Below are 17,424 nucleotides of genomic sequence, written 5' to 3'. Positions count from 1 at the left end.
GGTCTCCTAGAAGGGAACCGTATAAGAAATGGTGAGTCCACTACCCTCCGGTGCCGATTGACTTGCTTTGGGCTGAGCGAGAAACTCGATCTGCCGCAAATTTTTCGGAAAAACCAGGATGGCGTCGAGAAAATTGAGTGCATGTACGCCAAGCGCGGTGTAGATCATCGCCTGGCGCCACCGGTTCATGGTTTTCCAATCCTCATAGGAGCTCTTAACCCGCTTCCACCCTGCAGCCTCCTGTTCCAATGTGGCACTGGAAAGATGGTAGTTTTCCAGCGCGGATCGATACTGGGCATCAAAATGGTTGCAGCGTTCGTGAGCGATTCCCAGGGAGACGAGAGCAGCCCCTTCAAGCGCCATGAAAAGCCGGCTTTTAATTTTCTGATCGCTATAGTTCTGGCCCCAGCCCGTGAAGACCAGAGAGCGGCCTGCCGCCCATTTGCGGGTTTTGGGCGTCAGGATAAAGGTGATCGTCTCGATTTTGCGAGCACCGAAATCGATGTCTCGCGTTACCGTTTCGTAACCGCGTTTCTCGGCATAGAGGCGGTACCGGCCGCTCAACTGATAGGGGAAAGAACAGGGAGTTTTGCCGATGATCTCGCCTTCTATCGAGACGGTGGCGCCAGCGGGGCGCGATTCGATCATGAAACCCTTAGGGGCATCCTGGTTCCCCTGCGCCCGGATGCCGCCGCCCAGGGCACAGACGAGCAAGAGAACCCCGGTCCATGGTTGGAGCCGCCGGCCCCGGCTTGGAAATAAATATGTGAGTGTTCTTACGAGCTGCATGCATGCCTCATAAATAATCGCTAATTTTAGCAAAAAAAGAACTTGACAAACCGATCGCTGTTTTGTATTTTGGAAGAATAAAAAAAGCCCACCGCAGCTTATGCGCAAACATAAGCCGCAGATGTGGCGACGCTGCCAGCATTAATGACTTGGCCGGTCTGCTGGCAGCTTTTTTTTTATGACGGGGAAAACGACACCGGAGCAGGTATATACTCCATCCGCTCTTTTCAGAGCACGTCGTCAAGCCTCTAAAGCGGTCCCCCGCCGCCAGAGTTGAATAGAAACTTGTTTGAACCTGGAATTATGGATAATGGAAACGCGTTGCTTAGGTTCGCCAGCTGCTGATCTTCACCGGGCTGTTGCGCAGATTGTGCCCCCCAGATGCATCCGTTGGCTGGAAAAAGTTCACAAAGCGGGATTTTGGTACGATGAAGGTGTGAAGTTAAAAAGAAGCTGAGTTTCGTAGGCAGATGTGCCAGGACCGGATTGCCAAAGCTTCACCTTGAACACCTTGATGCCGCAAAATCCCCCACCACCCCACCACCATCTCACGTTAAGAGAACATGGTCGCTTGCTGGAGCAGATTTGCTGTCTTCCAAGATTCAGGCTAGAAGCGGTTCACTACCCGTCGTGGTCCGGATAGTCATCCATTGGCGTTGCTGTACAAGAAATATACAGAGTGTGGACTTCAATGTCAATAGAAAAATGTAAAAAAGTAATTTTTTTAACGCCAATACGCCATTATTATGCAAAATTTAGTCAATTTGCGTTCAGGAAGGGGCAGCCGCAGGCATGGAGCGCTCCTTGCCGGACCTTCCGCTTTGCAAAATGGCCCCTGTAAACCCCGCCAGCAGCGGCCGCGGCGCGGTTTATCTTCCGGGTTCTCAGGAAAGATAGCGGAACAAATAAGGCGGGTGCAGTGTTGAAAAGTACAAATCACTCTTTAATCAACAGGAGCTGCAATGAATGCATTGATGCAAATGTTGATCCAACAGTTGAGCGGCGATGCCGTAAATAAAATCGCCAAACAGCTGGGCATCGACACCTCGACCGCCTCGCGCGCCGTTGGTATGGCTATTCCGGTCCTCATCTCCGCGCTGACCCGTAATTCCTCGACGGAAGAGGGCGCTGCTTCTCTTCACAACGCCCTGGTCAAGGATCACGATGGCTCGATTTTCGAGAATCTCGGCGACCTGATCAGCAACGTCGCCGGCAGCTCGGGCGCCGGCATCCTGAAACACATCCTCGGCGCCGATCAGCCGACCGTCACCTCGCGCATCGGCCAGAGCGCCGGGCTCGACACTGGCACCATGGGGCAAATCATGGAGATGGTGGCGCCCCTGGTCATGGGGGCCTTGGGCAAAACCACCCGGGATGAGGGTCTGGACAGCTCGGGCCTCTCCGCCCTTCTGACCGGTCAGCAGCAAGAGGCCGAAGCCGAACAGCCGGATCTCTTCGGCTCCCTCAACCGGATGCTCGATTCTGATGGCGATGGCAGCTCGATGGACGAAATCGGCGGCATTCTTGGCAAACTCTTCAGCTGATAGCCGCCCGGCAGCCTGCGCGCTTTTGCACAGGATCCGGCTAACAACACGTTTGGAACAAGCCTGCATGATCCCATGCAGGCTTTTTTAATGAGATCAGGACTATGCGCATGACCGATGCCCACCCACCGCGACGTTTGCTGAGTCCTGGCACCATCGAGCTGCTCGCTCCGGCCCGCGACCTTGAAGCCGGCCGTGCCGCTATCGATAACGGCGCCGATGCCCTCTATATCGGGGCGCCCCGTTTCGGTGCCCGTGAACAGGCCGGCAATTCCCTGGAAGACCTCACCAAGCTCATCGATTTCGCCCACCGCTACTGGTGCCGGGTCTATATCACACTCAATACCTTGCTGTACGACCATGAATTGGACGAGGCGGTCGCCCTGACGCATCAGCTCCACAACCTGGGGGTGGATGGCCTGATCATCCAGGACGTCGGCTTGCTTGAATCGGATCTACCGCCCCTGCCGCTGATCGCCAGCACCCAAATGCACAATCACACCCCCGCACGCGTCACCTTTCTCGAGACGGTCGGCTTTCAGCGCGCCATTCTTGCGCGCGAGCTCGGACTGGAGCAGATTCGCGCCATCCGCCAGAACAGCGGAATCGAACTCGAGTGCTTCATCTACGGGGCGTTGTGCGTTTCGTACAGTGGCCAATGCTATCTCAGCCTCGCCCGCGGCGGCCGCAGCGGCAATCGCGGCCAGTGCGCCCAGCCTTGCCGCCTCCCTTATCGACTCATCGATGGCACCGGCCGGTCGCTGGGCGAGCGGCAGCATCTGCTCAGCCTGCGCGATCTCAATCTCTCGAGCGCGCTTGGCGATCTCCTCGACGCTGGTATCACCTCATTCAAGATCGAAGGCCGGCTCAAGGAGGCCGCCTATGTTAAAAATGTCGTCCGCTGGTTCCGGCAGCAGCTCGACAGCCTGCTGCCGGCGCGCGGCCTGAGACCCGCCGCGTCCGGCCAAATCAGCGCCGCCTTCACCCCGGATCCTGTAAAAAGCTACAACCGCGGCTTCACCACCTATTTCCTCCTCGGGCCGGACCGGGCTATGACCGCCCTGGCAACCCCCAAGTTCGCCGGCGAGCCAATCGGTACCGTCTCTCGCTGCCATAAAGGCCAGCTCGAACTCGAGCCCGGAGCTCCGGCACTGCACAACGGTGACGGCCTCACCTGGCTGGATCCGGCGGGTGGACTGCTTGGCGTGCGCGTCAACCGGGTGGAGGCAGGACGCGCCCTTCTCGACAGGCCGATCACGCTGCCCGCGGGCACTCCTGTCGCGCGTAATTATGATCATAACTTTCTGGCTGCGTTAAAGAAAGAAACGGGCGGTCGCACCATGGCAGTCGCCCTGCATTTCATGATGACGCCGGAAGGATTTTGCCTGAGGGGCAAGGATGAGGATGGCATAACCGCCGAGGTTAATCTGGCAGCGGAGCATCAGCCGGCCCACGACCCGGCGCAGGCCGAGCGAAGCGTCCGGAGCCAGCTGGCCCGGTGCGGCGGCACGCCCTTTCACTGCACCGGCGTGCAGCTCGATTGGGCGGCGCCCAGCTTTCTCGCCCTCTCCACGCTCAACCGCCTGCGGCGGGAGTTGCTCGACGCCCTCATCGAGGCGCGCCTGCGCGCCCACCCGCTGCTCCGTGTCAGGCTGCAGCCGAATACCACCCCCTTTCCGGAAGAACGCCTCGATTTCGAAGGTAATGTCCTCAACCGCCGCGCCCGTGACTTTTATGTGCGCCACGGGGTGAAACAAATCGCTCCCGCCGCGGAGTCGGGTATCGACCTGAACGGCCGGCGGGTCATGACGACCCGCTACTGCATCCGCCGCGAGTTCGGCCTGTGCGGAAAAGCGCTGCAAGCCGCAGGCTACGCCGAACCGCTCTTCCTCCTGGACGACCAGGGGCAGCAACTCCGCCTCCACTTCCGCTGCGACGCCTGCGAAATGGATCTCTATCTTCCCGATTGAATGTCGCTTCTCTAGGGGATCGCCACCCTGATCAGGTAGAACAAACCCGCCAGCGACAGGGTCACGGCGAGGAGCAAGGCGGTCCGTGCCGGCTCACCCCCCTTTCCGGCCCGCAAGGCCCGCTGCACCACCATGGGGCCCAGCAGTAGAGTATTGAGGAGCAAGGGTACCAGCAAAAACCAGGAAGGTTCGAGCCAGCGTCCGGGATCGGTCAGGGCATTCAACCCAGCGCTCAGCCGCTGCACTGTCGTGGCGGCGCTGCTGCTCTTGCCCGCCTGGATCATCATGTCAAATCCCCGCATCAGAAAAAGCAGGGCGTTACCGCAAAGCATCAGCCAGGCCCCCACCCTGGCCGCGTATGCCCACAACGACGCCTCCGGCCGGCTCTCGCCGTCATCAAGACGGCTGTGGAGCACCCCGTACCCCGCATAGACGATGAATCCGATGTTGAGCCAGCTGGCGAAGCGCAGCCAGGAGGTCGGCGGCAAATAATAGATCAGATAGAGGCAGGAGAGGATACCGAGGGCCGGAAAGATATGGTTCCGGAAAAGGTAAAAAAACAGGGCCGCCGCAAAGAGCAGGCCGGCTTTTACCGGTGCGGCCATGGGCGTCAACAAGAAGATGACCGCCAGGATGAGATAGAGGCCCAGGGCCCAGGACCCGCCGCCGGGGACGCGGAAGGGGCGCGGCCGGCCGGGGTCGCGTCGCCTCAGGACGATAATCCCGGCGCTGACCAGGATGAAAGCGAAGAGCGTACCGATGTTGGTCAGGTCGACCATCTCATCGATGCTGGCGACTGCGGCGAAGGAGGCAACAAAAAGGCCGGTGATCAGGGTGGCGATGTGCGGGGTTCGAAAGCGTGGATGAACCCGGCGGAACAGGGGTGGCAGCAAACCGTCGCGCGACATCGAAAAAAAGATGCGCGGCTGGCCGAGCTGGAAGATGAAAAGCACCGCCGTGTGGGCGATGACCGAACCAAAGGCGACGATCCCGACCGCCCATCCCAACGAGGGACTGGCGTGGGCGAGTGCTAGAGTTAAGGGTTCGGCCTGTTCGGTGGCGAGGGTGGCCTTGAGCTCCGGATAGGAAATCAGGCCGGTGAAGATGGCCGAAACGACCACGTAGAACAGGGTACAGATGATGAGCGAGGCGATGATGCCGATCGGCAGATCGCGTTTGGGATTGCGCGTCTCCTCCGCGGCGGTCGAAACCGCGTCAAAACCGATATAGGCGAAAAAGACGATCGCCGCACCGGCGCTGATCCCGGACCAGCCATTCGGGGCAAACGGCGTCCAGTTCTCCGGCTTGATCCAGAAACCGCCGACGATGATGAAAAAGGTCAGCACGACGATCTTGATGCCGACCATGACGGCATTGAAACGGGCGCTTTCCCGGATACCCCAGATGAGCACCAGGGAGATCAGCGCGACGATCGCAACCGCCAAAAGATTGCAGACGATCGGCAGGCCAAAAAGGTGCGGGGCCTCGCGGAACACTGTCTGTACGCCGGCACTATCAACGATTCGCGCGGCCGTACGGTAGTCCATCGAGATCCAGTCGGGGATAATGATATGAAATCCCCGCAGAAAGGTCTTGAAGTAGTTCGCCCAGGAGATGGCCACGGCGATATTGCCGACGGCATATTCAATGATGAGATCCCAGCCGATAACCCAGGCAATCAGTTCACCCAGGGTTGCATAGGAGTAGGTGTAGGCCGAGCCGGCGATCGGGACCAGGGAGGCGAATTCGGCATAACAGAGGGCGGTGAAGCCGCAGACCACCGCGGTGATGACAAAGGAGAGCATCAGCGCCGGCCCCGCGCCCGGTCTGAAGGCATCCCCGGCGGCGGCCGTGCCGATGGTGGCAAAGATTCCGGCACCAATGATGGCGCCGATGCCAAAGAGAGTCAGCTGCACCGGTCCCAGAACCCGCTTGAGGCTGAACTCACTGCGCTCCGAGTCGCTCAGGATACGATCCAGCGATTTGATGCGGAAAAGCGCGGCCATGCCGCGGCTGCGTGTCGGTGAGTCTCCTTTCATCTTCCGCGCTCCTTCCTGCTGCCAGGCGGTCCAGTTTTGTCTTGAATATACGGCTATTTGGGGGGAAGTTGCAACCGAATTCTCAGCCACGGACCTCCCATCCAACCAGTCGCTTCCGCTCCTGCCCCGCTCTGAAACGGCCCTCCGTAAAGAAAACCATTTGGTTTTAGAATTCAATTATTTAAATTATAAAGCTGTTAGCCAATTCAGTTGCATGGAAATCAGGCAAAGGGAAAAGGAGTTCCATGAAAATTTTTGTTCTCAATTGTGGCAGCTCTTCGCTCAAGTTTCAGCTCATCGAGGCCGATACGGAAAAGCTTCTGGCTAAGGGCGTGGTAGAGCGGATTGGCGCCAGCGATGCCATCTTGACCTACAAGCCGGTAGGCAAAGAGGCGGTCTCGCAGACGCGTGAAATCCCCAATCATGAAATCGCCCTGAGTCTGGTGCTTGAACTGCTCTCGAGCCCGCAGCATGGTGTGATCGCGAGTATGAGCGAGATCAAGGGGGTTGGTCACCGCCTGGTACATGGCGGTGAGGAGTTTGTCAGTTCGGTACTGATCGATGAAAAAGTGAAAGAGGGGGTGCACCGTTGCATCCAGTTTGCGCCGCTGCATAATCCCCATAATCTCAAGGGGGTGGAGGTCTGCGAGCAGCTGATGCCCGGGGTGCCTCAGGTTGGCGTGTTCGATACCGCCTTCCATCACACCCTACCGGCCAAGGCCTTTATGTATGCCCTGCCGATGTCCCTCTACCGCAAGCATCGCATCCGCCGCTATGGCTTTCACGGCACCTCGCATGCCTATGTCGCCCGCAAGGCGGCCGAGTATATCGGCAAGCCCATAGAGACCCTGAAGATCATCACCTGTCACCTCGGCAATGGCGCCAGCGTCACCGCCGTCGACGGCGGCCATTCGGTCGAGACCAGCATGGGTTTCACGCCGCTCGAAGGGCTGGTCATGGGGACGCGTTCCGGGGATGTGGATCCGGCCTTGATCCCCTATATCGCCAAGATCGAAGATCTCTCGATGGCCCAGGTTGATTCCTTGCTCAATAAAAAGAGCGGCATGCTCGGGCTGACCGAAAAGACCAATGATTTCCGAGAAATCGAGGAGGCGGCGGGGCGGGGCGATGCGGCCTGCGTCCAGGCTCTGGAGATCTTTTGCCACCGGTTGCGCAAGTACGTCGGCGCCTATATGGCTGTTCTCGGCGGCCTCGATGCGCTGGTCTTCACCGCCGGCATCGGAGAGCATTCACCCCTGGTGCGCGAATGGACCTGTGCCAATCTATCAGCCTTCGGCATCCAGATTGACACCGTCCGCAATGCCAAAAATGAATTTGATATCGGCTCCGGCTCTGTCAAGGTTCTGGTCGTTCCGACCAACGAAGAGCTCGCCATCGCTCGCGAAACCCAGCGCATTCTGGCCCGCTGAACGGAGGGCGATAAACAGAAAAGCCTTTTGCCGGTACCGGCAAAAGGCTTTTCTTTTGAGCGGGAGACGGGGATCGAACCCGCGACATCAAGCTTGGGAAGCTTGCGTTCTACCGCTGAACTACTCCCGCGATATAGCTATATCATAATAATTATTCTGACGAAATGCAAGACCTTTCTGCAGCCTGTGCCGGCCGGCTGGGCGCGGCTTTAGCGGGCAGCCCCGCCTCCTGCTCCGCCTCGGCTGCACCCGGCTCTCGTACCCGCCCAAGACGGGCACCCAAGACCAACGCAAAGGAATCTCTTGAAAATGGCCCAAAAAACTGCTATGTTATCTCCAGCCCATGCGTAACCGGGCCGCACTGCCCGGCAACCATCGTTTAACCAGGAGGATGCTATGGCTGAAGAAATGGTATCGGCTGGAAAGCTGGCCAAGGAATGGGGCGTAAGCGAAACCGCGGTGAAAAAGGCGATCAAGGAACTTGGCGTCGAGCCCGACGCCAAAAAGGGGGCTTGCGCCCTCTACGGCAAAGCCACAGCGGCCAAAATCAAAAAAGCACTCAAGTAAAAGCAGGAGGCTCCATGCTTTTCGCCGGTCTCGACAGCTCGACCCAGGGCTGCAAACTGATCGTCCTCGATCTCCAGAAACGGGAGGTCGTGCACCTCGATGCGATCAATTACGACAGCGATTTGGACTATGGTACGCGCAACGGGGTCATCCAGGGACTCGAGCCGGGCGCTTCGGAGTCCGATCCCGCCATGTGGATCGAGGCCATCGAGCGCCTATTCGGCCGCATGGTCAAGGCCGGCGTCCAGGTTGCGCAGATCCGCGCCATCTCGGTTTCAGGGCAGCAGCACGGCCTCGTCACACTCGATGCGGCAGGACATCTGTCGCGGCCGCGCGCCAAGCTGTGGAACGATTTCAGTACCGAGGAGGAGTGCCGCCTGCTCACTGCAGCGGTTGGCGGCGCCGCGGCGATGATCGACGAGGTGGGCAACAGCCAACGCACAGGCTATACCGCCGCAAAGATCTATCACATGGTACGCCATGAGCCCGACCTTTGGCGCAAAACCGCCACCTGCTTCCTGGTGCACAATTACGTCAACTGGTGGCTGACCGGTGGGGCTGAGGGCGGCATCCGCATCATGGAGCCCGGGGATCTCTCCGGGATGGCCCTGTGGCACCCCGGTACCGGCCGCTGGTCCAAAAAGGTGCTCAACGCCATCGCACCGGATCTGGCGGACAAGCTGCCACCGGTCCGGCCTTCGGATGAGAGCATCGGAACAGTCGGCCGCCAGTTGGTCGAGCGTTTCGGCTTCGATCCCGGCTGCCGCGTCGACGCCGGTTGTGGGGACAACATGTACAGCGCCATCGGCACCGGTAATGTAACCCCGGGCCTGGTGACCATCAGTCTCGGCACCAGCGGCACGGCCTATACCGTGCTTGATGCGCCCTTCATCGATGCCAGCGGAGAAATTGCTGCTTTCCGCGACAGCACCGGCCGCCATTTCCCGCTGCTCTGCGTCTCCAATCTGGCCAACGGGTATAATGCTTTGATCGCCGAGCATGGCCTGACCCATGCCGCCTTCAACGACCTGATGAAGAAAACGCCGGCCGGCAACGAAGGCCGGATGCTGCTGCCGTGGTATATGGGCGAGCGAACGCCGGATGTGCCCCTGGCCGCGCCGGTCTATTTCGGCTTCAGCCTCAACGATTTCACCGTGGAGAAACTCGGCCGCGCTGTCCTCGAGGGTCATATCCTGAACCTTTACGATGGGTATCGCAAGATGCCGATCCAGGCGCGGGAGATCCGGCTGACCGGCGGGCTCTCCCAATCGCCAGCCTGGTGCCAGGCCATCGCAGATATTTTCGAGAGCGAGGTCGTGCCTGTGGAGGGCGAGGGCGCGGCCCTGGGCGCGGCCCTGCATGCTGCCTGGGTCTATGAGAAGGAAAACGGCCGCGATGTTGCGCTGACGGATCTGGTTGCACCCTTTGTTCAGCTGCGCGAGAGCATGCGGAAAAAGCCGCTGCCGGATCACGTCGCCCGATACCAGCCGATGAAGCGGGCTTTTGCCGCTCTCAGCGCGCGGGTTCGTGGAATCGCCGGCGCCGAGGATCCCTTTGCCTGGCATCAGCAGCTCATTCAGGATCGACCATAATAGCGGGGCCGATGTGAGAAAACTGATATACTGGCTGGCAGCCGTCATCCTGGTCTTCGCCCTGGTTATGGGACTACGCGCCTGGCTTCTCAGCCGCATTACCTATCAGCCCGAGTGGTACCACGAACAGCAGACCGCTGGCGAGGCCTGGAAGAAGCCGGCCGCAATACCGGTCGCGGAGGAACCTGCCGCGGAGGAACCGCCGGCGAAGAAAGCCGCGGAAGAACCAGCCGCCCCCGGGCGTGTACGGCGGGCGGGCGGCGAGGAGACACACGCCGAAAAGCCTGCGCACACCGCAATCCGGCTGACCCCGCTGCAGCAGGCGATTCAACAGCAGGGTGAGGCGCGCATCACTGCGGAGATGTTCGTCCCAACCTTACTGAACGAGATGGCGGGCCAGGACGCATTCGATCCCTATACGGTCGTGCGCGGCGCCAAGACGACCATCCAACCGGGGCGGATGGTCGTGGAAATGATGGTCAATCTGGAAAAAATTCCCCGCGACCAGTTGACGCCGGAGGGCGCCCGGGTGCTCGACCAGCTGCGCGGGATGCTGCCGGAAAAAACCCTGCAGCAGGTCTACATCAAGGGCGACCTTCAGCCGGTGGCGTCCGGGGAGCATATCATCCTCGGCGGCGCCTCGCAGATCCATATCGGCCGCTTCACCTTCAGTCTCGCCGATCTCCAGAGCCGATTTCACATCGATCCCGCCATATCGATGAGCCATTTTGCTTTCAGCCGCTTCGAATTGCACGAAGGGTACCTGCTGCTGCGGCGGTAAGCGGCAGCAGCGAATGCCGGGGCTGATATCCATGCCTGACCGGCCTCCAGCCCATGCCATTACCATCACCGACGCCGATGATCCCCGCATCGCGATTTTCCGGACCATCCGCGACCGCGCGCTGATCCGGGAAGAGGGGATCTTTATCGTCGAAGGAGAAAACCCGGTACTGCGGCTGCTGGCGAGCGCCTTTGAAACCCGGTCGGTGCTCGTCAGCGAGCAGCGCCTGGAGCGTATTGCGTCATGGGTCCCTGCGTCGGTTCCCCTTTACGTCGCCTCCGCTTCGCTCCTCGAGCAGGTGCCGGGGTTTGTCTTCAACCGCGGTGTTCTCGCCTGCGGCGTTCGCCGCGCCCTGCCCTCCTTGCCGGCCCTCCTGGATTCTCTGCGGCCCCCAGCCACGCTCCTGGTCTGCTGCGGGATTGGCGACGCCGAGAATCTCGGGCAAATCCTCCGCAGCGCCAGTGCCCTTGGTGCAGCGGGTGTCCTCTTCGGAGGCGGCACCATCGATCCCTTTTACCGGCGTGTCATCCGGGTTTCGATGGGCACTCTCTTCAGCTTGCCCCTGGCGGAGAGTGCCGACCTCGAAACCGACCTTGTCTTGCTGAAAACCCACGGATTTTCACTTTTTGCCACGCATCTTGGCACAGGCAGCACGCCTCTGGAAAGGGTGCAGCCGGCCGCCCTGAATGCCCTTCTGATCGGCAACGAGAGCGCGGGATTGCCGGAGGCTCTGGTCCGGCTTGCTTCGGCGCGAGTCGTCATCCCGATGCGCAATGGCGTCGATTCCCTCAATGTTGCCGCCGCCGCAGCGATTGTTCTGTACCATTTCCGGGTCTAACGCCCCATGCGCGGCTGCGGGATGCCGCGCCGCCCCCGCCGCGCCAGTAAAATCCTTGGTTTTGTCCTGAAAAATCTCTATCTTTCATTTTGTTAAAACAGGAGATTCCATGAATTCTCGCCAGTACACCGCGCCACCGGCCCTCATGATCGATGTCAAAAAACACTATCTGGCCAGACTCGAGACCAGCCGTGGCCTCATCGAACTGGAGCTCTATCCCGAGTATGCCCCGATGACGGTCAACAATTTTGTCTTCCTCAGCCGTGAAGGCTTCTATGATGGGGTCATCTTTCACCGCGTCATCGCCGATTTCATGATCCAGGGTGGCGACCCCACGGGCACCGGCCGCGGGGGTCCCGGCTACCGCTTCGCCGATGAGTTCAAGGGAAATCCCCTGATTCACGAAACCGGTGTGATCTCGATGGCCAATGCCGGCCCGGGCACCAACGGCAGCCAGTTCTTCATCACCCACTCGCCGCAGCCGCATCTTAACGGTCATCATACGGTTTTCGGCAAGGTGATCACCGGCCAGGAAACCGTCGATGAGATACGCCAGGGCGATGTCATCCAAAAAGTGACCATTGAAGAAAAGTAGGTCTGTGGCGGCGTGGAAAAGGTCGGGAAAGTCTCCTTCTATACGCTCGGCTGCCGTCTGAATCAGGCGGAGACTGCAGCCCTGCAGAACCGCTTTGCGGCAGCGGGGTATGAAGTCGTCGATTTTTCGCAGTCCGCTGATGTCGTGGTCATCCACACCTGTACGGTCACCAGGCACGGCGACAGCGATACCCGGCGGTTGGTGCACAAAGTGCACCGTGATCAACGCCAGGCGCGGATCGCCCTCATCGGCTGCCAATCGCAGCTGCAGGGTGAAACGCTTTGCCGCCTGCCGGGTGTATCCTGGGTGGCCGGGAATGCGGTTAAGATGGAGCTGCCGGAGATCATCCGCAACCACCACGGTGACCGTCCCATCCTGATCGCGCCGGAGATCGGCCGCGGCGCCTTCACCATGCCCGCCCCGGCCATCGAGGCCTGCCGCACCCGTGCCCATCTCAAAATCCAGGATGGCTGCAACTTTTTTTGCACCTTTTGCGAGATCCCTTATGCGCGCGGCCGCAGCCGCAGCCGCGAATTCAGCGACTTGCTGCACGAGGCGGAACTGCTCGTCGCCGCCGGACATCGCGAGATTATCCTGACCGGGGTCAACATCGGCACCTGGCAAGAGGGGGCAATGCGGCTGATCGATGTCCTCCGCGCTCTCGAAACGCTGGCCGGCCTCGAACGAATCCGCATCTCCTCCATCGAGATGACTACCGTTCCCGAGGAACTCTTCCCGATGATGCGCCGCGGCCGACTGTGCCGGTTTCTCCATGTTCCGGCCCAGAGCGGCAGCGATGCCATCCTCAAGGCCATGCACCGCCGCCATACCGCAGCGCAGTTCGCAGCGCTGATCCGGCGCGCCGCGGTCGAAATTCCGGAGATTGGCCTGGGTACCGACGTGCTGGTGGGATTTCCCGGCGAAACCGACCGCCTCTTCGAGGAGACCTACGCGCTCCTTGAATCACTGCCGTTGGCCTACTTCCACGTCTTCAGCTACTCCGAGCGCAGCCATGCGCGCAGCCGGTTCCTGCCCGGTCAGGTCGACAGCACGACCAAGACACGCCGCAGTAAAATCTTACGCCAGCTGAGCCTGCGCAAACGCCAGGACTATTTCCGCCGTTTCCTCGGCAGCGAACAACTGGTCCTCTTCGAGGAAGAGAAAAACGGGGTATGGAGCGGCGTGACCGATACCTTCATCCGGGTGCGCACCCGCAGCACCGCGCCGCTGCGCCGGCAGCTCCGCCGGGTCCGACTGGAAAAGGCCGAGGAACTCTCGGTCCTGGGAACTCTGGTCGATTAGCACGCGTCTTATTCAATAAGAGTCGAGCCTCCTTGAAAGTCTACATCGAAACCTACGGCTGTCAGATGAACGAATATGACAGCGAGATCATCCGCGCCCTGCTGGATTCCGCCGAGTACGAGGCGACCGACGATCCCGCCTCGGCCGATGTGGTGTTGATCAACACCTGCGCCGTGCGTGAACATGCCGAGCTGCGGGTGATCAACCGCATCCACGAACTCCGGCGGCTGCGCAGCAAGGCGTCGCAGCGGCTGGGCGTGGTCGGCTGCATGGCACAGGGGTTGAAGGATCGTCTGCAAGCGAACCCCCGGCTGCCCATCGACTTTATCGCCGGCCCGGACAGCTACCGCCTCCTCCCCGAACTGATCGCGGCGCCGGCGCAGAAAAAGAGCCGCTTTGCCCTCGAGCTTTCCGATTACGAGACCTATGCGGATATCTATCCCCGCCGCATGGGGGGTGTCAACGCCTGGCTGGCCGTGATGCGCGGCTGCAACAATTTCTGCTCCTTCTGCGTGGTCCCTTTCCGTCGCGGCCGTGAGCGCAGCCGCGCCCCGCAAAGCATCGTCGCGGAGGTGCACCGCCTCGCTGCGGAGGGTTTCCGCCAGGTGACCCTGCTCGGTCAAAACGTCAACTCGTACCGGCACGGCGACAGCGATTTCGCCGCGCTCCTGCAGGCCGTGAGCCGGGTGGACGGGATCGAACGGGTGCGTTTCACCTCGCCCCATCCCAAGGATTTCCCGATGCGCCTGGTGGAGGTTATGGCGGCGGAGCACAAGATCTGCAAACACATTCATCTGCCCCTGCAAGCGGGCAGCGATCGCATCCTCAAACTGATGCGCCGTACCTACACCAGCCGCCATTTTCTCGCGCTGGTGGAGCAGATCCGCGCCCGGATCCCCGGGATCGCCCTGAGCACTGATATCATCGTTGGATTTCCGGGCGAAAGCGAAGAAGAATTCGATGAAACCCTCGCACTGATGCGGCAGGTCGAATTCGACGCGGCGTTTATTTTCCAGTATTCGGAACGGCCCGGAACCCTTGCGGCGCGAAAATACCCCGACTCCGTCTCTGAAGAGGAGAAGAGCCGCCGCTCGGCCCTGCTCAACACCGTGCAGAACGCGATCTCGCTGCGTAAAAACCGCGCCCGGATCGGCCAGATCGAGCACGTTCTGGTGGAGCAAAGCAGCACCAAAAAGTCGGCTGCGGAAAGCCAGGGCCACAGCGACGGCAACCGGCTGGTGATCCTCCAGGAAGGCACCTTCCGGGTGGGCGAGTTGGTACCCGTACGTATTCATGATGCCACAGCCCATGTCCTGAAGGGGCGGCGGCTCTGATGAACTCCTTCCGCAAAGGAAAGGAGCGGAGGTACATTTAATTGGGGATGGATCGGCGCACAACATTGAAAAAGGGAACGATCTTGGATACCAGAAAGGTGTTTCTTCTCCTCGGCCTGGGGCTAGCCGGTTTTGCCCTTCCCGGCCGCTGCGCCTCGCCCGGTACGACGGCCTTGCAGCTGCACCGTGACCTGCTCACCATCGACACCCACTGCGACACACCGCTGCACATGCTCGATACCACCTGGGATATCGGCGCCGTTCATCCTGCGGGCTCGCCCGACCGCGGCAAGGTCGACCTCGGCCGCATGGAGAACGGCAATCTTGACGCCCTCTTTTTTGCCGCCTTCGTCTCGCAGCGCACCCTGATTCCCGAAAATTATCAAAAAGCCCGCACTGCAGCGGAAAACCTCATCAGCTTGATCGAGCTGATGGTGCGCAAATATCCGGACCGCATCCGACTCGCCACCACCCCCGCCGAGATCCGGCGCAACACGGCGGCCGGCCTGCTCAGCGCCTGCATCGGCATCGAAAACGGCTTCGCCCTCGGTCATGATCTCTCCAGCCTCCAGACGTATCGGGCACACGGCGTGCGCTATGTCACCCTCTGCCACACCAAGGACAACGATATCTGCGACTCGTCGACCGATCCCACGCCGGACCGCTGGCATGGCCTCAGCCCCTTCGGCCGTGAGGTCATCGCCGAGATGAACCGCCTTGGCATCCTCGTGGACCTCTCGCACGCCTCGGACGAGGCATTTTATCAGGCCCTTGCCGCTTCCAGAACCCCGATTTTCACCAGCCACTCCTGCGTCCGCGCGCTCTGCGACCACCCCCGCAATCTTAGCGATGCCATGCTCAAAGCTCTGGCAGCCAGGGGCGGCGTGGTGCAAATGTGCATCCTCAGTGAATACATCAAGACGTTTCCCGCCAACGCCCGGCGTGAGGCAGCACAGGACTCCATCGACCGGGTTTACGGCGCCTGGGATGCCATCACCACACCCGAACGCCGTCAAGCCAAACGCGAGGCCTGGAACCAGATCGACGAACGCTTCCCCCGCCAGCTCGCCACCGTTGCGGAGGTCTGCGATCATATCGATCATGTGGTCCAGCTGGTGGGAATCGACCATATCGGCATCGGAACCGACTTCGATGGCGGCGGCGGCGTCCGGGACTGCAACGAGGTCTCGCAGCTGAGCGCCATCACCGCCGAACTCATGCGCCGTGGATACGACCGCAAGGATCTGGGAAAATTATGGGGGGGCAACTTTCTGCGCATCTTTCAGCAGGCTCTCGATGCGGCGGAACCGGTTCGATGAAAAAGATCGATTACAGCAATCTGGCCATCGCCTTCACGGAAAAGGAGCTTTGCACCCGCTGCGGCACCTGTGTCGGATCCTGCCCGACCGCGGCGATAACCCTCGATGACGCGGCCTATCCGCAGCTCAATCCCGATCTTTGCACCGAATGTGGCCTCTGCGCGCGGGTTTGTCCCGGCGGCCGCGTTAATTTTCTCGATCTGACCGAGATCACTTTCGGCCATCGCCGGGAGGCGACGCGCTTTGACGGCCATGTGCTCTCCACCTATGTCGGCTATGCCGCCGATCCGGTGCTGCGCCGGCATGGCGCCGGTGGCGGCGTGATCACCGCGCTGATGTGGGACCTCCTGAAACGCGGGGTGGTGGAGGGCTGCATCGCCACCCGCATCCAGCCCGATCGCCCCTGGCGCGGCGAAGTGTTCATTGCGCACAGCTATGCCGAGCTGCGCAGCAGCCAGCAGTCCAAGTACATCATCATCCCTACCAATGCCATCCTGCAGCAAGTGCGGGATTTGCCGGGACGCTATGCCTTCGCCGGTCTCCCCTGCCAAATTCATGGTCTGCGGCTGCTTGGTGCCGAAGAACCCGCGATGCGCGAAAAGATAGAGGTCATGATCGGCCTCTTTTGCGCCTCCTCGCTCGAGCCCTTCGTTGCCCGCGAAATGCTGGAATGCCGCGGCATTGATCCGCATCTGATCAAAAACTTTGAGTTCCGAGGCGGCGCCTGGCCGGGCAAGATCCGCGCCACGCTCAGAGATGGCCGCATTAAAAACCTGCATTATTCCAATTTCAAGGACGGGGCCATCAATTACCTCACCCAGCTCTACAGCCCCTTCCGCTGTCAAACCTGCATCGACGGCGCCTCCGAGTTCGCCGATATCGCTGTCAGCGATGCCTGGACACGCGACGCGTCCGGCAACTATCTCTTCGAGTCCCATTCCAGGCTGCTTGCGCGTACACCGCACGGCGAAGAGGTGTTGAAAGCTGCCATCGCCTCCGGCGCGTTGGTCGCTAGTGACGTCACGACCAATAACTCTTATCAGACCCACAAGTTGCACACCCAAAAAAAAGGGATGAACTCGCCCCTGCGCACCGCCAGGCTACGGCGTCGAGGCCGCGTCGCCCCGGTCTATGACCGGCCGGTCCCGACAGCCTCGCGCGCCGAGCTGCTCAGCGAGCGCCTCGAATCCGGGATTATGGCTTTGGGGCGGATGCGCACCATCCGCCTGCCCCTTTTCAAATTACTGACCTCGCGCTATGGCATCATCTTTGTCAAGATCAGACAGTGGAGAAAAAGCCGCAAATACCGGCGCAAATAACCTCC

General features: G+C 60.5%; 14 protein-coding genes and 1 tRNA gene. 12 read left to right on the top strand and 3 right to left on the bottom strand.

Annotated features, from left to right (window positions below; genetic code table 11):
- Positions 1-6: 6 nt before the first annotated feature.
- Positions 7-648 carry a PEGA domain-containing protein gene (locus tag PLH32_04350; protein HQJ63823.1) on the bottom strand — a complete coding sequence of 214 codons (642 nt, stop codon included), beginning with the start codon at positions 646-648 and terminating at the stop codon, positions 7-9.
- 1,103 nt (positions 649-1,751) lie between these two features.
- On the opposite strand from PLH32_04350, the gene PLH32_04345 reads away from it, so the two are divergent.
- Both PLH32_04345 and PLH32_04340 read left to right on the top strand, forming a co-directional pair.
- Positions 1,752-2,333 carry a DUF937 domain-containing protein gene (locus tag PLH32_04345; GenBank protein HQJ63822.1) on the top strand — a complete coding sequence of 194 codons (582 nt, stop codon included), beginning with the start codon at positions 1,752-1,754 and terminating at the stop codon, positions 2,331-2,333.
- 110 nt (positions 2,334-2,443) lie between these two features.
- Positions 2,444-4,303: a U32 family peptidase gene (locus PLH32_04340; GenBank protein ID HQJ63821.1), complete on the top strand. Its 1,860-nt coding sequence runs from the start codon at positions 2,444-2,446 to the stop codon at positions 4,301-4,303.
- Between the two features lie 11 nt (positions 4,304-4,314).
- Here PLH32_04340 and PLH32_04335 read toward each other — a convergent pair whose 3' ends face one another.
- Positions 4,315-6,342 (bottom strand): amino acid permease, encoded by a 2,028-nt coding sequence (locus tag PLH32_04335; protein HQJ63820.1) that lies wholly within the window; start codon positions 6,340-6,342, stop codon positions 4,315-4,317.
- A 245-nt stretch (positions 6,343-6,587) separates the two neighbouring features.
- Between PLH32_04335 and PLH32_04330 the strand changes: the two genes are divergently transcribed.
- The gene (locus PLH32_04330) at positions 6,588-7,772 is read left to right on the top strand and encodes an acetate kinase (protein HQJ63819.1); all 1,185 of its coding nucleotides are present in this window, start codon (positions 6,588-6,590) and stop codon (positions 7,770-7,772) included.
- A gap of 58 nt (positions 7,773-7,830) precedes the next feature.
- Here PLH32_04330 and PLH32_04325 read toward each other — a convergent pair.
- A tRNA-Gly gene (locus PLH32_04325) sits at positions 7,831-7,902 on the bottom strand.
- A 266-nt stretch (positions 7,903-8,168) separates the two neighbouring features.
- Between PLH32_04325 and PLH32_04320 the strand changes: the two genes are divergently transcribed.
- The 9 genes from PLH32_04320 to PLH32_04280 all read left to right on the top strand — a co-directional run bounded on the left by PLH32_04320 (position 8,169) and on the right by PLH32_04280 (position 17,419).
- Complete coding sequence (locus PLH32_04320) at positions 8,169-8,339, top strand: HTH domain-containing protein (GenBank protein ID HQJ63818.1); 171 nt, start codon at positions 8,169-8,171, stop codon at positions 8,337-8,339.
- Between the two features lie 14 nt (positions 8,340-8,353).
- Entirely contained in the window at positions 8,354-9,931 is a 1,578-nt protein-coding gene (locus tag PLH32_04315; protein HQJ63817.1) for an FGGY family carbohydrate kinase, read from the top strand.
- 13 nt (positions 9,932-9,944) lie between these two features.
- Positions 9,945-10,712: a hypothetical protein gene (locus PLH32_04310; GenBank protein ID HQJ63816.1), complete on the top strand. Its 768-nt coding sequence runs from the start codon at positions 9,945-9,947 to the stop codon at positions 10,710-10,712.
- Positions 10,713-10,743: 31 nt separating this feature from the next.
- Positions 10,744-11,550 carry an RNA methyltransferase gene (locus PLH32_04305; protein HQJ63815.1) on the top strand — a complete coding sequence of 269 codons (807 nt, stop codon included), beginning with the start codon at positions 10,744-10,746 and terminating at the stop codon, positions 11,548-11,550.
- Positions 11,551-11,659: 109 nt separating this feature from the next.
- The gene (locus tag PLH32_04300; protein HQJ63814.1) at positions 11,660-12,145 is read left to right on the top strand and encodes a peptidylprolyl isomerase; all 486 of its coding nucleotides are present in this window, start codon (positions 11,660-11,662) and stop codon (positions 12,143-12,145) included.
- Between the two features lie 12 nt (positions 12,146-12,157).
- Positions 12,158-13,447, top strand: coding sequence for a tRNA (N(6)-L-threonylcarbamoyladenosine(37)-C(2))-methylthiotransferase MtaB (mtaB, locus tag PLH32_04295; GenBank protein HQJ63813.1), 1,290 nt, complete (start codon positions 12,158-12,160; stop codon positions 13,445-13,447).
- A gap of 32 nt (positions 13,448-13,479) precedes the next feature.
- Positions 13,480-14,781: a tRNA (N6-isopentenyl adenosine(37)-C2)-methylthiotransferase MiaB gene (gene miaB / locus PLH32_04290; GenBank protein ID HQJ63812.1), complete on the top strand. Its 1,302-nt coding sequence runs from the start codon at positions 13,480-13,482 to the stop codon at positions 14,779-14,781.
- 83 nt (positions 14,782-14,864) lie between these two features.
- On the top strand, positions 14,865-16,100 hold the full coding sequence (locus PLH32_04285; GenBank protein ID HQJ63811.1) for a dipeptidase: 1,236 nt from the start codon (positions 14,865-14,867) through the stop codon (positions 16,098-16,100).
- Positions 16,097-17,419 (top strand): Coenzyme F420 hydrogenase/dehydrogenase, beta subunit C-terminal domain, encoded by a 1,323-nt coding sequence (locus PLH32_04280; GenBank protein HQJ63810.1) that lies wholly within the window; start codon positions 16,097-16,099, stop codon positions 17,417-17,419. The genes PLH32_04285 and PLH32_04280 overlap by 4 nt, the downstream gene beginning before the upstream one ends.
- The last annotated feature ends 5 nt before the right edge of the window (positions 17,420-17,424 follow it).

The sequence above is a fragment of the bacterium genome (assembly GCA_035419245.1).
Lineage (GTDB): Bacteria > Zhuqueibacterota > Zhuqueibacteria > Residuimicrobiales > Residuimicrobiaceae > JAKPUX01.
The sequence above is the reverse complement of the archived record's forward strand: the minus strand, read 5'-3'. Positions and strand labels throughout refer to the sequence as shown.

What these genes read in the sequence shown, in the direction of transcription:
- PLH32_04350 (HQJ63823.1), bottom strand. Translation starts at nt 648, where the DNA reads ATGATCGAATCGCGCCCCGCTGGCGCCACCGTCTCGATAGAAGGCGAG.
- PLH32_04345 (HQJ63822.1), top strand. Translation starts at nt 1,752, where the DNA reads ATGAATGCATTGATGCAAATGTTGATCCAACAGTTGAGCGGCGATGCC.
- PLH32_04340 (HQJ63821.1), top strand. Translation starts at nt 2,444, where the DNA reads ATGACCGATGCCCACCCACCGCGACGTTTGCTGAGTCCTGGCACCATC.
- PLH32_04335 (HQJ63820.1), bottom strand. Translation starts at nt 6,342, where the DNA reads ATGAAAGGAGACTCACCGACACGCAGCCGCGGCATGGCCGCGCTTTTC.
- PLH32_04330 (HQJ63819.1), top strand. Translation starts at nt 6,588, where the DNA reads ATGAAAATTTTTGTTCTCAATTGTGGCAGCTCTTCGCTCAAGTTTCAG.
- PLH32_04320 (HQJ63818.1), top strand. Translation starts at nt 8,169, where the DNA reads ATGGCTGAAGAAATGGTATCGGCTGGAAAGCTGGCCAAGGAATGGGGC.
- PLH32_04315 (HQJ63817.1), top strand. Translation starts at nt 8,354, where the DNA reads ATGCTTTTCGCCGGTCTCGACAGCTCGACCCAGGGCTGCAAACTGATC.
- PLH32_04305 (HQJ63815.1), top strand. Translation starts at nt 10,744, where the DNA reads ATGCCTGACCGGCCTCCAGCCCATGCCATTACCATCACCGACGCCGAT.
- PLH32_04300 (HQJ63814.1), top strand. Translation starts at nt 11,660, where the DNA reads ATGAATTCTCGCCAGTACACCGCGCCACCGGCCCTCATGATCGATGTC.
- PLH32_04280 (HQJ63810.1), top strand. Translation starts at nt 16,097, where the DNA reads ATGAAAAAGATCGATTACAGCAATCTGGCCATCGCCTTCACGGAAAAG.